The 15,941-nt window shown below is 56.2% G+C and carries 12 protein-coding genes, 2 tRNA genes and 1 pseudogene; 1 reads left to right on the top strand and 14 read right to left on the bottom strand.

Annotation, left to right across the window (positions count from 1 at the left end; genetic code table 11):
• Positions 1-137 precede the first annotated feature (137 nt).
• The 11 genes from infB to rlmE all read right to left on the bottom strand — a co-directional run bounded on the left by infB (position 138) and on the right by rlmE (position 11,277).
• Positions 138-2,660, bottom strand: coding sequence for a translation initiation factor IF-2 (gene infB, locus RHM55_RS19065; protein ID WP_322177820.1), 2,523 nt, complete (start codon positions 2,658-2,660; stop codon positions 138-140).
• A 27-nt stretch (positions 2,661-2,687) separates the two neighbouring features.
• A complete protein-coding gene (nusA, locus tag RHM55_RS19060) occupies positions 2,688-4,169 on the bottom strand; it encodes a transcription termination factor NusA (RefSeq protein WP_219063829.1) in 1,482 nt (493 codons plus the stop codon).
• 47 nt (positions 4,170-4,216) lie between these two features.
• Positions 4,217-4,675, bottom strand: a complete 459-nt coding sequence (gene rimP, locus RHM55_RS19055) for a ribosome maturation factor RimP (protein ID WP_219063830.1) — start codon at positions 4,673-4,675, stop codon at positions 4,217-4,219.
• Positions 4,676-4,804: 129 nt separating this feature from the next.
• Positions 4,805-4,881, bottom strand: a tRNA-Met gene (locus RHM55_RS19050).
• Between the two features lie 95 nt (positions 4,882-4,976).
• Positions 4,977-5,062, bottom strand: a tRNA-Leu gene (locus RHM55_RS19045).
• Positions 5,063-5,106: 44 nt separating this feature from the next.
• A complete protein-coding gene (gene secG / locus RHM55_RS19040) occupies positions 5,107-5,490 on the bottom strand; it encodes a preprotein translocase subunit SecG (protein WP_219063875.1) in 384 nt (127 codons plus the stop codon).
• 4 nt (positions 5,491-5,494) lie between these two features.
• Positions 5,495-6,250, bottom strand: coding sequence for a triose-phosphate isomerase (gene tpiA / locus RHM55_RS19035; RefSeq protein ID WP_322177819.1), 756 nt, complete (start codon positions 6,248-6,250; stop codon positions 5,495-5,497).
• A 66-nt stretch (positions 6,251-6,316) separates the two neighbouring features.
• A complete protein-coding gene (glmM, locus tag RHM55_RS19030) occupies positions 6,317-7,654 on the bottom strand; it encodes a phosphoglucosamine mutase (RefSeq protein ID WP_322177818.1) in 1,338 nt (445 codons plus the stop codon).
• A gap of 16 nt (positions 7,655-7,670) precedes the next feature.
• The gene (folP, locus tag RHM55_RS19025; protein WP_322177817.1) at positions 7,671-8,522 is read right to left on the bottom strand and encodes a dihydropteroate synthase; all 852 of its coding nucleotides are present in this window, start codon (positions 8,520-8,522) and stop codon (positions 7,671-7,673) included.
• An 8-nt stretch (positions 8,523-8,530) separates the two neighbouring features.
• Positions 8,531-10,435, bottom strand: a complete 1,905-nt coding sequence (gene ftsH, locus RHM55_RS19020; protein WP_322177816.1) for an ATP-dependent zinc metalloprotease FtsH — start codon at positions 10,433-10,435, stop codon at positions 8,531-8,533.
• Positions 10,436-10,626: 191 nt separating this feature from the next.
• Positions 10,627-11,277, bottom strand: coding sequence for a 23S rRNA (uridine(2552)-2'-O)-methyltransferase RlmE (gene rlmE, locus RHM55_RS19015; protein WP_322177815.1), 651 nt, complete (start codon positions 11,275-11,277; stop codon positions 10,627-10,629).
• Between the two features lie 104 nt (positions 11,278-11,381).
• Here rlmE and RHM55_RS19010 point away from each other — a divergent pair, with 104 nt between their 5' ends.
• Positions 11,382-11,693, top strand: coding sequence for a YhbY family RNA-binding protein (locus RHM55_RS19010; protein WP_322177814.1), 312 nt, complete (start codon positions 11,382-11,384; stop codon positions 11,691-11,693).
• Positions 11,694-11,721: 28 nt separating this feature from the next.
• Here RHM55_RS19010 and RHM55_RS19005 read toward each other — a convergent pair.
• The 3 genes and pseudogenes from RHM55_RS19005 to carB all read right to left on the bottom strand — a co-directional run.
• Positions 11,722-12,156 (bottom strand): annotated as a pseudogene (locus RHM55_RS19005) (MFS transporter); the annotation flags it as partial.
• Positions 12,134-12,610: a transcription elongation factor GreA gene (gene greA / locus RHM55_RS19000; RefSeq protein ID WP_322177813.1), complete on the bottom strand. Its 477-nt coding sequence runs from the start codon at positions 12,608-12,610 to the stop codon at positions 12,134-12,136. The gene greA and the pseudogene RHM55_RS19005, both read right to left, overlap by 23 nt.
• Positions 12,607-15,828 carry a carbamoyl-phosphate synthase large subunit gene (carB, locus tag RHM55_RS18995; RefSeq protein ID WP_219063838.1) on the bottom strand — a complete coding sequence of 1,074 codons (3,222 nt, stop codon included), beginning with the start codon at positions 15,826-15,828 and terminating at the stop codon, positions 12,607-12,609. The genes greA and carB overlap by 4 nt, the downstream gene beginning before the upstream one ends.
• Positions 15,829-15,941 lie beyond the last annotated feature (113 nt).

Here is a 15,941-nt window from a genome sequence, read left to right as displayed (position 1 = left end):
GGGCGAAACCCGTACGGTCTGAAAGCGGCAAACGCCCGGCCTGACAAAATGTCGGACCGGGCGTTGCGTTTAGAGCCCATGACGGATCGCAGCGCATTTGCATGCGACGACCCGTCATGGCTCTTACAACTCGCGACTTAGAGGCTGCGAGCCACTTGGACTTTCTCGAACACTTCGATCTTGTCACCGGCTTTGACGTCGTTGTAGCTCTTGACGCCGATACCGCATTCCATGCCGGCACGCACTTCGGACATGTCGTCCTTGAAGCGGCGCAGGGACTCGAGTTCGCCTTCGAAAATAACGATGTCTTCGCGCAGTACACGGATCGGACGGTTGCGGTGAACCACACCTTCCAGAACCATACAGCCAGCAATCGCACCAAACTTCGGCGAACGGAATACGTCACGGACTTCGGCGATACCCAGGATGTTCTCCCGAACGTCGCTGCCAAGCATACCGGTAAGGGCTTTCTTGACGTCTTCGATGATGTCGTAGATCACGTTGTAGTAACGCATATCCAGACCTTCCTGCTCGACAATCCTGCGAGCGCCAGCATCGGCACGCACGTTGAAGCCGAACAGTACAGCGTTGGAAGCCAGTGCCAAGTTAGCGTCGCTTTCGGTGATACCACCGACACCGCCGCCGACTACGCGCACTTGCACTTCGTCGTTACCCAGACCGCCAAGGGCGCCCTGCAGAGCTTCCAACGAACCACGAACGTCAGATTTGAGGACGATATTAAGCGTCTTCTTCTCTTCCTGGCCCATGTTCTCGAAGATGTTTTCAAGCTTGCCGGCATGAGCGCGAGCCAGTTTGACTTCGCGGAACTTGCCTTGACGGAACAGAGCGACTTCGCGCGCTTTCTTCTCGTCAGTCAGTACGCTCAGCTCGTCGCCAGCGTCCGGTGTGCCATCAAGACCCAGGATTTCGACCGGAATCGAAGGACCTGCTTCTTTAACTGGCTTGCCGTTCTCGTCGAGCATGGCGCGGATACGGCCGAAGTTCGAGCCAACCAATACCATGTCGCCTTGACGCAGCGTACCGTCTTGAACCAGAACGGTTGCAACCGGACCACGACCTTTGTCGAGACGCGATTCAACCACGACACCACGACCAGGAGCGGACGGGGTCGCTTTCAGTTCCAGTACTTCGGCTTGCAACAGGACCGCTTCGAGCAGTTCGTCAACGCCAGTACCTACTTTCGCAGAGACGAGTACGAACGGAGTCTCGCCGCCCCACTCTTCGGAAGTAACACCTTGGACAGACAATTCGCTTCTGATGCGATCGAGATCAGCACCTGGCTTGTCGATTTTGTTCACTGCTACGACCAGCGGAACACCGGCGGCCTTGGCATGCTGAACAGCTTCAATGGTCTGCGGCATCACGCCGTCGTCCGCAGCAACAACCAGAATCACGATGTCGGTCGCCTTGGCACCACGAGCACGCATTGCGGTAAACGCAGCGTGGCCTGGGGTGTCGAGGAAGGTGACCATGCCACGATCAGTTTCAACGTGGTACGCACCGATGTGCTGGGTGATGCCGCCGGCTTCGCCAGCTGCAACCTTGGCACGACGAATATAGTCGAGCAGCGAGGTTTTACCGTGGTCAACGTGGCCCATTACGGTCACAACCGGTGCACGGGCGAACGTCTCACCTTCGAACTTCAGCGATTCGGCCAGAGAATCTTCCAGGGCGTTGTCGCTGACCAGTTTGACCTTGTGGCCCAACTCTTCGGCGATCAACTGGGCAGTTTCCTGATCCAGTACCTGATTGATGGTCACCGGGGTGCCCATCTTGAACATGAACTTGATCACTTCAGCCGCTTTGACCGACATCTGTGCGGACAACTCGCCGACAGTGATGGTCTCGCCGATGGCAACGTCGCGAATGACCGGCCCGGTAGGGCTCTGGAAACCGTGAGCGTTACGCTTTTTCAGCTTGGCCTTGCCGCGACCACCACGACGGAAGCTGTCGCTTTCTTCGTCGGTAGTACGAGGTGCAACACGTGGCGCTGGTGCTTTCTCTTTAACGGAAGCACGGTGCGGAGCGTTCTTGCGATCGCCATCACCACCACCGCCGCTACGACGATTGTTGTCATCGCTGCGCGGTTTGTCCGGGCGACGCTGTTCGTCTTTCTTGCGGGCATCGGCAGCCGGTGCAGCAGCCGAAACCGGTGCTTGACGCACAGGTTCGGCAACAGCAACAGGCGCGGCAACAGCTTCAGTACCGTTCGATTGCGCAGGAGCAGGCTGGCTACGCGCTTGTTCTTCGGCGCGACGCTTGGATTCTTCTTCAGCCTTTTGACGTGCAGCATTTTCTACCGCACGACGTTCGTCCACTTCGCGTTTACGCTCGGCTTCGATTTCTTCCGGGCTGCGCTGTACGAAAACTTTCTTCTTGCGCACTTCAACGCTGATGCTTTTGCTGCCAGCAACGCGAAGTGTGCTTGTGGTTTTGCGCTGCAAAGTGATCTTGCGCGGCTCTTCCACTTTGGCCTTGTGACCGCTTTTCAAATGCGTCAACAGGGCTTGTTTCTCTATGTCGGTCACAACTTGTTCGGCGGCGGTGTGCGGCAAACCTGCCTCACGCATCTGCTGTAACAGGCGCTCTACCGGTGTGTCGACCACTGTGGCCAGTTCTTTCACCGTGACTTGCGTCATGCACTTCTCTCCTCAGGCCGCGCCTACTTACTCGAACCAATGGGCTCGGGCGGCCATGATCAACTTGCCGGCACGAATATCGTCAATGCCGTCGATGTCGAGCAGGTCGTCAATAGACTGCTCGGCCAGGTCTTCGCGGGTAACTACGCCGCGCACCGCCAGTTCCATCGCCAAATCCTTGTCCATACCCTCAAGCGAGAGCAGGTCTTCGGCCGGATGGGCGTCTGCCAGCTTTTCCTCAGTAGCGATGGCTTTAGTCAACAAACGATCTTTGGCCCGAGCGCGAAGCTCGTTGACGGTATCTTCGTCAAAGCCATCGATGTTGAGCATTTCTTCCAACGGTACGTAGGCAATCTCTTCCAGACTGGTGAAGCCTTCATCAACCAGTACCTGTGCCAGATCTTCGTCGACTTCCAACTCGTCGATGAAGTTGCGCAGGATGTCACCGGTTTCTGCTTGCTGCTTAGCCTGGATGTCCGATTCGGTCATCACGTTCAGGGTCCAGCCAGTCAATTGGCTGGCCAGACGCACGTTCTGACCACCGCGACCAATGGCCTGAGCCAGATTGTCTGCGCCAACGGCGATGTCCATTGCATGGGCATCTTCATCAACGATAATTGCCGCCACTTCAGCCGGTGACATGGCGTTGATGACGAACTGGGCCGGGTTATCGTCCCACAGCACGATGTCCACACGCTCGCCGCCCAACTCGCCGGAAACAGCTTGAACGCGCGAACCACGCATACCAATACAAGCGCCTTGCGGATCGATTCGTTTGTCCTTGGAGCGAACAGCGATTTTTGCACGCGAACCCGGGTCACGGGAGGCAGCCATCACCTCGATGAGACCTTCGGAGATTTCCGGCACTTCAATCCGAAACAGCTCAATCAGCATCTCTGGCGCAGTACGCGACAGGATCAGCTGAGGGCCACGGTTCTCGGTGCGGATTTCTTTAAGCAGTGCACGAACGCGGACACCCACGCGGAAAGTTTCCCGCGAAATAATGTCTTCACGCGCCAGCAACGCTTCGGCATTGTTACCCAGGTCGACGATGACATTGTCACGCGTAACCTTTTTAACAGTGCCAGAAATAATTTCGCCAAGACGCTCACGATAAGCATCAACGACTTGAGCACGCTCGGCTTCGCGGACTTTTTGCACGATGACTTGCTTGGCAGTCTGTGCAGCGATCCGACCGAATTCGATAGAGTCGATTTTAATTTCGACAACATCACCGGCTACGGCACCAGGCTGTTTTTCCTGGGCCTGATCGACAGCCAGTTCGTGTGCTGGATCGTCCAGATCTTCGTCTTCGACCACTGTCCAGCGACGGAAAGTCTCGTAGTTACCGGTCTGGCGATTAATCTCCACACGCAGCTCAACTTCATCTTCGAAACGCTTTTTGGTAGCAGTGGCAAGAGCCAGCTCCAGCGCTTCGAAAATCACACCTGCCGGTACGCCCTTTTCATTGGACACCGACTCAACAACCAGCAGTACTTCTTTGCTCATCGTACGCCTCGCCTTTCGCAAGCCATTGGATCCGCGGGATCCGCGTCTCAGTCAAACTTGGGGATAATGTTGGCTTTGTCGATCAAGTCGATCGGCAACAAGTATTCGTGGTCTTCTACCTGCACCACGATGTCTTGCTCCTCCACCCCGCGGAGAAGGCCCTGAAAGTTGCGACGACCATCGAAGGGCGAACGCAGCTTTATCTTCACTTGTTCGCCGGCGTGCAAAGCAAACTGCTCAAGCGTGAACAGTGGGCGCTCCATGCCAGGAGAAGAGACTTCAAGGGTGTATTCAACGGCGATTGGATCTTCGACGTCCAGAACACCGCTGATCTGACGGCTGACTATGGCGCAGTCATCCACCAAAACGCCGCCTTCTTTATCAATATAAATACGCAACAGTGAATGGCGACCTTGAGCCGAAAACTCAATTCCCCAGCATTCATAGCCAAGGGCCACGACCACCGGGGCCACCAAGGCCTGCAACTGTTCTAGCTTGCTCGACACCTGAACCCCCTCGTGCATGCAATGCAAATAAAAAATGGGCGAAACGCCCATCCCTGAAAACGCCGTTGAATAGCGGCGCTATGACTGTCCAGCTAACAAAAAGCCCCTAAAAAGGGGCTCCGCTAAAACTGGTTGCGGGGGCTGGATTTGAACCAACGACCTTCGGGTTATGAGCCCGACGAGCTACCAGACTGCTCCACCCCGCGACAAAGCTGGGGCGGAAGTATACGACCGATCCCTCGCAGGGTCAATCGAACCTCCACCGACAAGAAAGCCCGCTACTGCGGGCTATCTTGATAATTGGTACCGAGAAGGGGACTCGAACCCCTACACCCTATGGGCACAACCACCTCAAGGTTGCGTGTCTACCAATTCCACCACCTCGGCAATACAACTCTTTAGCGGTTCAACATCAACCGCCCGATCCGGTGTTACTTTTGCTGTGGCGCTTGAGGTACGTCAGCAGGTTTAGCCGCTGGCTTTTGCGCTTCGAGCACCGGCACATCTTCTGTAGCCGGCTTTTTCTGCGGTACTTCCAATACTGCTGGATCAGGCAAACCTACTTGAGTCAGCTGATGAGCTTTCTCTTTAGCAAAGTAACCTAACCCTAAGCTGGTTATGAAGAAACCGGCGGCAAGTATAGCAGTAAACTTACTAAGAAAGGTAGAGGAACCTTGGCTTCCGAACACAGTATTTGAAGCACCTGCACCGAAAGACGCACCAGCGTCCGCACCCTTGCCCTGCTGCAGCAATACCAGAGCGACAACGCCCAGCGCACCCAACAGATGAAAAACGACTACGACTGTTTCCAGCATTTTTTCAGTTTCCCGCGGCGCGACAAATCGCACCGAACTCATCTGCATTCAGGGACGCTCCACCAATGAGCCCCCCATCGATATCCGGCATGCCGAACAGTTCAGCCGCATTGGCCGCCTTCACGCTGCCGCCATAAAGAAGCCGCACACCTTGTGCAACCTCAGCATTCTCTGCCGCCAACTGCGCACGAATGGCTGCGTGCACTTCCTGCGCCTGTTGGGGCGATGCAGTCAGTCCGGTACCAATGGCCCAGACAGGCTCGTAAGCAATGACTGCATTTACAAAAGCACCGACGCCCAGCTCTTCGATGATGCTGCCAAGCTGACGCGCGACAACTTCAAACGTCTTACCCGCTTCGCGCTGCTCCAGGGTCTCCCCTACGCACAACACCGGCGTCAAACCACACGCCTGAGCTGCCGCGAACTTGCGATTAAGGACATCGTCGCGCTCGCCCATGATCTGACGACGCTCAGAGTGCCCTACCAGGACCAGGGTACAGCCCGCATCAGCCAGCTGACTCGGCGAAGTCTCACCGGTCAACGCACCCTGCACTGGCTCTACCGCAGAATTCTGCGCACCTACGGCGACCGACTTGCCATCAAGGCCGTCAATCACCTGATTGATGTACAAACAAGGCGGAAACACCGCTACATCAACACCGCTCGGCAAGGCCTGATTACGAAGGCCATTGATCAGCTCAGCGACGCTGGCGCGGGTACCGTGCATCTTCCAGTTACCAGCTACCATTAGGCGACGCATGCTGTACCTCGTCGGTCAAAGTGGGCGCAGATGTTACCCAACCGCATCAACACTGGCAAGCCGAAATCAGGCGCAAACTTCAGTTACCAGTTTTGCCAGCTCATCGGCGTAACCGCGAACCAGGATTTCGTCGTCACCTTCGACCATGACACGGACCAATGGCTCAGTGCCAGATTTGCGTAACAGCACGCGCCCACGGCCACCCATAGCCACAGTAACGCGCTCGCAAGCCTCTTTCACGGCAGGATGCTGGACCGGATCCACACCGCCTGCGAAGCGCACATTAAGCAGTACCTGAGGACACTTGCGCAGCGCTTGTCGCGCCAACGCCAGGCTTTCGTCGCGACGACGTAGTGCTAGCAGAACCTGCAGCGCAGCAATGATAGCGTCACCGGTCGTGGTGTGCTGGAAGCAGATAATGTGACCGGAGTTCTCACCACCGATCTGCCAGTTACGCTCAAGCAACTCCGCAACTACATAACGGTCACCAACGCCCGCACGCACGAACGGAATCTTTAAGTCCGCAAATGCCAGCTCAAGCCCGAGATTACTCATCAGCGTGCCAACGACACCGCCTTGCAGCTTGCCTCGTTCATGCAAATCACGCGCAATAATGAACAAAAGATCATCACCATCGACGATTGCACCCGTGTGATCGACCATCAGCACCCGGTCGCCATCGCCATCGAAGGCGATACCCAGATCGGCATGCCCTGCCAGCACAGCAGCCTGCAAGTTGCCCATATGGGTCGACCCGCAGTCATCATTGATGTTCAAGCCGTTAGGCTCAGCCGACAAAACTGTCACCTGAGCGCCCAACTCACGAAAAACGTTGGGTGCGACTTTGTAAGTGGCCCCGTGAGCGCAATCGATGACCAGCTTTAAACCTGCAAAATCGGTACTGCTCGGAACACTGCTTTTACAGAATTCGATATAACGCCCGGCGGCATCATTGATACGCGAAACCTTGCCCAGCTTATCGGACTCAACCACCGTCATCGGCGCATCAAGCAGCTCTTCGATCATCATTTCCACTTCGTCAGGCAATTTGGTGCCCTGACCAGAGAAGAATTTGATGCCGTTGTCATGATGAGGATTGTGCGACGCACTGATCACAATGCCAGCTTCGGCATGAAAGGTGCGGGTCAGATAGGCGATGGCCGGAGTAGGCATCGGCCCCAGCAGCATGACGTCAGCGCCAGCAGCCGAGAGACCGGCCTCCAGCGCCGACTCGAACATGTAGCCAGAAATGCGCGTGTCTTTACCGACAAGAACCCGGCAAGCACCCAAGCGACGGAACGCCATCCCTGCGGCCCAGCCAAGCTTGAGCATAAAATCCGGAGTAATCGGAAATTGACCGACCCGGCCACGAATGCCGTCGGTACCGAAATATTTTCTAGTCATGGATGCTCCCTCATTCTTATTCAGCCGATTCGACTGCAGCGATCATTCGCACCACGTCGACGGTTTCGGCCACATCGTGCACACGTAAAATGCGTGCACCCTTGATCATGGCCATGGCGGCCAACGCCAGACCACCAGAAAGCCTCTCAGCAACCGGACGCCCAAGCACCTGACCAATCATGCTCTTGCGCGACACACCTACCAATAACGGCCTGCCGAGCGCATGCAAGGCTTCCATATGCTTGAACAGGCTCAGGTTGTGCTGAAGGTTTTTAGCAAAGCCAAATCCCGGATCCAGAATAATCCGCTCACGCGGTATGCCGACTGCCGCGCACTGCTCCATCCGCTCGAGCAAAAACGCGGACACCTCCCCCACAAGATCCTCATACTGCGGATTATCCTGCATATCGCCCGGCTCGCCGCGCATATGCATCAGACACACAGGCAAACCCGTGGCCGCAGCAGCGTCCAGAGCACCCTCACGACGCAAAGAGCGCACATCGTTGATAAGGCCCGCACCGAGGCGCGCCGTCTCACGAATGACCGCTGGCGTAGAAGTATCGACCGAAATAATCACATCAAGTTCGCGACTTAGCGCCTCGACGACAGGACCTATTCGTTCAAGCTCTTCGACAGGAGAAACTGCGCGCGCACCGGGCCGCGTGGACTCGCCACCGACATCGATCAACGTCGCACCTGCAGCGACCATCTCTTCGGCGTGACGCAACGCCGCCTCGCGCTGACTGAATCGGCCGCCGTCCGAAAAAGAGTCTGGCGTGATATTCAGGATGCCCATCACGTGCGTATGGGCCAAATCAAGAACCCGGCTGCCGCAAGGCAACCGGGTTGGGTACAGCGCAGAAGTCATGTCAGACCTTAGAGTTCAGCAGCCGGACCGCCGATAGGGGTTTCTGGACGCGGGCCCAGAGGCGCGGCCGGAGTAGTACCGGAGCCACCTTCCCAATCACGCGGTTCGCGAGGAGCGCGACCGGCCATGATGTCATCGATCTGTTCAGCATCGATGGTTTCATATTTCATCAGCGCATCGGCCATCGCATCAAGTTTGTCACGATTCTCCGTGAGGATATGCTTGGCGCTGCCGTAGCACTGATCAATGATACTCCGAACTTCAGAGTCGATAAGCCTTGCCGTTTCAGCAGAAACGCTGGAGTGCTGACCGCCGCCGCCGCGACCGAGGAACATTTCACCCTCATCTTCAGCATACATCAGCGGACCGAGCTTTTCTGACAAGCCCCACTTGGTCACCATGTTCCGGGCAATTTGACTTGCACGCATAATGTCGTTGGAAGCGCCAGTGGTCACGCCGTCGAAGCCCAAGGTCATTTCTTCAGCGATTCGCCCGCCATACAGCGAGCAGATCTGACTGATCAGCGCACGCTTGGACAAGCTGTAACGATCTTCTTCAGGCAAGAACATGGTCACACCCAGCGCACGACCACGCGGAATGATAGACACCTTATAGACCGGATCATGTTCAGGCACCATGCGACCCACGATGGCGTGACCCGCTTCGTGATAAGCCGTGTTCCGTTTCTCTTTCTCGGACATGACCATTGATTTGCGCTCGGCGCCCATCATGATCTTGTCTTTGGCCAACTCAAACTCTTTCATCTCAACGATACGTTTACCGGTACGCGCGGCAAACAGAGAAGCTTCGTTGACCAGGTTAGCCAGGTCAGCACCGGAGAAGCCCGGCGTACCACGAGCGATCACGCCCGGGTTGACGTCTTCACCCATGGGTACTTTGCGCATATGGACTTTCAGAATTTGTTCGCGACCACGAATATCCGGCAGACCAACCACCACCTGACGGTCGAAACGGCCTGGACGCAGCAGCGCAGGGTCGAGTACGTCCGGACGGTTGGTAGCGGCGATGACGATGATGCCGTCATTCATTTCGAAGCCATCCATCTCCACCAGCAACTGGTTGAGAGTCTGCTCACGTTCATCGTGACCACCCCCCATGCCAGAACCACGATGGCGACCGACCGCATCGATTTCGTCGATGAAGATGATGCACGGCGCATGTTTCTTGGCTTGTTCAAACATGTCCCGGACGCGGCTTGCACCAACGCCCACGAACATCTCGACAAAGTCGGAACCGGAAATAGTGAAGAACGGTACCTTGGCTTCACCTGCAATGGCCTTGGCCAACAGGGTTTTACCGGTCCCTGGCGGGCCAACCATCAGCACACCGCGTGGGATCCGGCCGCCCAGACGCTGGAACTTGCCCGGATCACGGAGAAACTCAACGAGTTCGCCGACTTCTTCTTTAGCTTCGTCGCAACCGGCAACGTCGCCCAGCGTGGTCTTGACCTGATCCTCGGACAGCAGCCGCGCCTTGCTCTTGCCAAAGCTCATCGGCCCGCCTTTACCGCCGGCACCACCCTGCATCTGCCGCATGAAAAACATGAAGACAGCGATGATCACCAGGATCGGGAAGCTTGCGACCAGAAGCTGAGTCCATATGCTCTGCTGCTCAGGCTGCTTGCCTTCAATCACTACATGATTGTCCACCAGATCACCGATCAGGCCATTGTCCTGAATCGCCGGGCGAATAGTTTTGAAAGAGTCGCCATCGGCACGCTTGCCGGTGATGACATAACCGTCGACGGCAACCTTCTCGACCTTGCCATCCTTAACCTGCTGGATGAACTCGGAATAGTTGAGGGTTTGCGGCTCGTTTGGGCTGGAGAAGTTGTTCATCACTGTCACAAGGACAGCGGCGATGATCAACCACAGGATCAAATTCTTTGCCATATCGTTCAATTAGCTACCCTCTGAAGCAAGCCCCACGCAGGAGCGTGCCTCGCATGATATTCACCGGCCTAACTTACTACATTACCTACGGGTGTGGCAGGCGCCGTCTGTAACCCTTTGTGAAACATTGACTACATCATGTTCGTTTATGCTTCATTGGCAAGGCCATTTAATAAAACCTATCGCCGACATCAAAGCCGCTCAACGCTTTCAGCGCCCTTGATGCCGCGAAACCCTCGACCCAGCAAATACTGCTCGCGAGACCGATCGCGTGAAGCCGCCGGTTTGCGCATCTGGACCTTGTCAAACACTTGGCGAACCGACTTATGGAACGCGTCGAAACCATCGCCCTGGAAAATCTTGACCAGAAAATCACCACCTGGACGCAATACACGACCCGCCAAATCAAGCGACAGCTCGCAAAGAAACATAGCGCGTGGCATGTCAACAGCAGCCAGTCCACTCATATTGGGGGCCATATCGGAAATCACAAGGTCTACTTGTGTATTACCGACAGCCTCGAGGATTTGAGCCAGCACCGCATCCTCCGTGAAATCACCCTGAATGAAGGTCACATCAGGGATGCTGTCCATTTCGAGAATGTCTGAGGCGATCAAACGCCCCTGACCACCAATCAGACGACTGGTAACCTGCGACCAGCCTCCTGGCGCGGCGCCAAGGTCGATAACGGTCATGCCTGGGCGGATCAACCGGTCCTTTTCCTGGATCTCCAGGAGCTTGTAGCTGGCACGCGAACGATACCCGTCTTTTTGCGCCATTTTGACGTAAGGGTCGTCGAAATGTTCTTTCAACCAGTTATGGCTTGTTTTGGAACGGGCCACAGGGCACCTCAAAAATAAACGAGTCGTGATTAACTGGGCGGTCCCGGACTCGCTCGGGTAAACTGGCCGCCGCTTTTTACAAGATCAGACGCAGAGGTCAGATTATGCCGCTCACTCAGGAGCAGAAGAAACAGTACAAATCCATTGGCCATCATCTGAAAGCAGTATTGATTGTGGCTGACAAAGGTTTGACTGAAGGTGTGTTAGCCGAACTTGAACGCGCATTGGGCGATCACGAGCTGATTAAAATCAAACTCAACATCCTCGACCGCGAAAGCCGCCTGGAGGCCGTTGCAGCGTTGTGCAAGGCCGGCAAAGCGGATTTGGTGCAAGTCATCGGTAAAATGGCGTTGATTTATCGCAAGAACGCCAAGGTAAACAAGCTGTTGTCCAACGTCCACCGCTTCCACGCATAACCAGGCGGTCAGGGGCGCGCAATGCGCGCCCGCCACTTCCACCCGGCACAGGCTGGATAACCAGCAGCAGTCCGGACAGCGCAAGCATCAGGTAGCTCAACAATTGCCAACGCACGGCATCTGGCAACCATTGGTACAGCACGTAATAACTCGCTGAAGCCAACGTCGCGATCAGCAGCAATTGCCCGCGCACATCAAGCCAAAGACTCGACAGGCGCTCGGTCTGTATCAGCACCACCATCTGCAATACCGCGCAAAAACCTGCAAACGCGACCAGCAACGTCCCTGAAAGACTGGCAACCTCATCAATCAGCAGTGGCGCCAGACCTGTTTGCTCCAGCACCGTCAACATCGCAAGATGCAGCAATACCAAGCCGCCCACCCATAACGTCTGGGCGAGCTGCCAGATAATTGCGCCCGCACGATACGGGCGACAGCTGTTAGATATGGCTGACTTCGACAATCTCGTACTCGATCACACCACTTGGCGTTCTGACTGTCACCACTTCACCCTCTTCCTTGGCAATCAAGGCACGAGCGATGGGTGAGCCGACCGAAAGCTTGCCCTGCTTGATATCAGCTTCGTCTTCACCAACGATCTGATATTTCACGCGTTCATCGGTTTCGACGTTAGCGATCTCGACAGTCGTGCCGAATATAACCTTGCCGGTGTGCACAATCGTCGTCACGTCAATGACCACTGCGTTCTGCAGTCGGCCTTCAATATCACGAACCCGTGCTTCCACCATGCCCTGCTGCTCGCGAGCAGCGTGGTATTCAGCGTTTTCCTTGAGATCGCCCAGCTCACGCGCAGTACCGATGTCCTGGCTTAGCTTGGGGCGAATCACCTTTGTCAGGTGAGTCAGTTCTTCTTCCAGGGCGCGAGCGCCCCGAATGGTCATTGGATATTTGGTCATACCTTTAATCCTGCATGTAGATCCTGCAAGCGCCGTACAGTCTTCTCTGGACCGAACTTCAGCGCTTCACAGATGGCTTCACCCGCAGCGATGGTGGTCGTGCAGTAAATTTTGTGCTGCAAGGCATTACGACGAATCGAGTAAGAATCAGCGATCGACTGACGGCCCTCAGTGGTGTTGATGATCAGCGTGACTTCGTCATTTTTGATCATATCGACCACGTGTGGACGACCTTCTGTCACCTTGTTGACGCGACGCACTTTCAGGCCCGCAGCCTCAATCAACTGAGCGGTTCCGGCCGTCGCGACAATTTCGAAGCCCAGATTGATCAGATCACGCGCGACACCGGCCACAAGCGGCTTGTCGTCATCGCGAACGCTGATGAACGCAGTACCACCGGTCGGCAGTAGCTCGCTGGCACCCATTTGAGCCTTGGCGAAGGCTTCGCCGAACGTATCGCCCACGCCCATGACTTCGCCGGTGGACTTCATCTCCGGGCCGAGAATAGGGTCAACACCCGGGAACTTGGCAAACGGGAATACCGCTTCTTTGACGCTGTAGAAGTTCGGAATGATTTCTTTTGTGAACCCTATTTCCTTCAGGGTTTTGCCAGCCATGACGCGTGCCGCGATCATCGCCAGGGAAACACCGATGCACTTGGACACAAACGGCACGGTACGCGAAGCACGCGGATTGACTTCAATAACGTAGATGTCATCGCCTTGCAGCGCCAGCTGTACGTTCATCAAGCCGATGACGCCCAGCTCCAGAGCCATTTTCTTGACCTGTTCGCGCATCTCGTCCTGGATATGCGCAGGCAGCGAGTACGGTGGCAGCGAGCATGCAGAGTCACCGGAGTGAACGCCTGCCTGCTCAATGTGCTGCATGATCGCGCCAATGACTACGTCAGTGCCGTCACAAACCGCATCGACATCCATCTCGATGGCGCAGTTGAGGAAGTGGTCCAGCAGCACCGGGCTGTCGTTGGACACTTTCACCGCATCACGCAAGTAGCGCTTGAGCTCTTCTTCTTCGTAAACGATTTCCATCGCCCGACCGCCCAACACGTAGGACGGACGCACCACTAGCGGGTAACCAATCTTGCCTGCGGCGCGAATGGCTTCATCTTCGCTGCGCACAGTGGCGTTAGGCGGCTGACGCAAATTCAGGCGCTCGACCATTTGCTGGAAGCGCTCACGGTCTTCGGCACGGTCGATTGAGTCAGGGCTGGTGCCGATGATCGGCACGCCAGCTTCCTCAAGAGCACGCGCCAGTTTCAGCGGAGTTTGGCCGCCGTACTGAACGATCACGCCTTTAGGCTTTTCGACGCGGCAGATTTCCAGCACGTCTTCCAGGGTTACTGGCTCAAAGTACAGGCGATCCGAGGTATCGAAATCGGTGGATACGGTTTCCGGGTTGCAGTTGACCATGATGGTCTCGTACCCGTCTTCACGCAGGGCCAGTGCCGCATGTACGCAGCAGTAGTCGAACTCGATGCCTTGGCCGATGCGGTTCGGACCACCGCCAAGAATCATGATCTTGTCGCGCGTCGACGGGTTGGCCTCGCACTCTTCCTCATAGGTCGAGTACAGATAAGCGGTATCGGTGGCGAACTCAGCTGCGCAGGTATCGACGCGCTTGTAGACCGGGAAGATCTCAAGCTTGTGACGATGGCGACGCAGGTTTTTCTCGGTGACACCCAGCAGCTTGGCCAGACGCGCATCGGAGAAGCCTTTGCGCTTGAGGCGGAACATCAGATCACGGTCGATGGTAGCCAGACCCAGCGTCTTGATCTTCTCTTCTTCCTTGACCAGATCTTCGATCTGAACCAGGAACCAAGGGTCGATCATGTTCATGCTGAAAATTTCTTCAACCGTCATGCCTGCACGGAAAGCGTCTGCCACGTACCAGATGCGCTCAGCGCCCGGCACCGTCAGCTCACGCTTGAGCACGGCCATGCTTTCCGGGTTGGTCAGGTCAAGCTTGGGGTCCAGACCGCAGACACCCACTTCCAGACCGCGCAGGGCTTTCTGCAGGGATTCCTGGAACGTGCGGCCGATGGCCATGACTTCGCCGACCGACTTCATCTGCGTGGTCAGGCGTGCGTCGGCCTTGGGGAATTTTTCAAAGGCGAAGCGTGGCAGTTTGGTGACCACGTAATCGATAGACGGCTCGAACGATGCCGGGGTCTTGCCGCCAGTGATTTCGTTCTGCAGTTCGTCGAGGGTGTAACCAATTGCCAACTTGGCCGCGACCCGGGCGATAGGAAAGCCGGTGGCTTTCGAGGCCAGTGCCGAAGAACGGGAAACCCGCGGGTTCATCTCGATCACGACCATACGGCCAGTGTCCGGGCAGATACCGAACTGCACGTTCGAGCCGCCGGTCTCCACACCGATCTCACGCAGTACCGCCAGCGAGGCGTTACGCATGATCTGGTATTCCTTGTCGGTCAGCGTCTGCGCTGGCGCAACAGTGATCGAATCGCCGGTGTGAACGCCCATCGGGTCAAAGTTTTCGATGGAGCAAACGATGATGCAGTTGTCCTTTTTGTCGCGGACCACTTCCATCTCGTACTCTTTCCAACCGATCAGCGATTCGTCGATCAGCAGCTCTTTGGTCGGCGACAGGTCCAGACCTCGGTTGCAGATTTCTTCGAATTCTTCGCGATTGTAAGCAATACCGCCACCTGTGCCGCCCATGGTGAAGGACGGACGGATGATGCACGGGAAGCCCAGTTTTTCCAGGACGACGTAAGCTTCCTCCATGGTGTGGGCAATACCCGAACGCGGGCAATCCAGACCGATGGACTTCATTGCCTTATCAAAGCGCGAACGGTCTTCGGCCTTGTCGATGGTGTCGGCATTGGCGCCAATCATTTCGACGCCGAATTTTTCCAGAACGCCTTCGCGCTCCAAGTCCAACGCGCAGTTCAGCGCAGTCTGGCCACCCATGGTTGGCAGCAGTGCGTCTGGACGCTCCTTCTCGATGATCTTGGCAACGGTCTGCCATTTGATCGGTTCGATGTAGGTCGCATCGGCCATTGACGGGTCGGTCATGATGGTCGCTGGGTTGGAGTTCACCAGGATGACGCGGTAACCCTCTTCGCGCAGGGCTTTGCAGGCCTGGGCGCCGGAGTAGTCGAATTCACAGGCCTGGCCGATCACGATGGGGCCGGCGCCGAGAATCAGGATGCTTTTTATATCTGTACGTTTTGGCATGGGTTGTCACTCAAATCCGTAGGTCAGTCGGCAAGCCGTCTTGAATATTTCTCTGAGGGGGTTGGGCGGACCATCCAGACAGTCAATCGTCCGGGCTCCACCCACCCTCTGCT

This window comes from Pseudomonas sp. MH9.2 (assembly GCF_034353875.1).
GTDB lineage: Bacteria > Pseudomonadota > Gammaproteobacteria > Pseudomonadales > Pseudomonadaceae > Aquipseudomonas.
The sequence above is the reverse complement of the archived record's forward strand: the minus strand, read 5'-3'. Positions and strand labels throughout refer to the sequence as shown.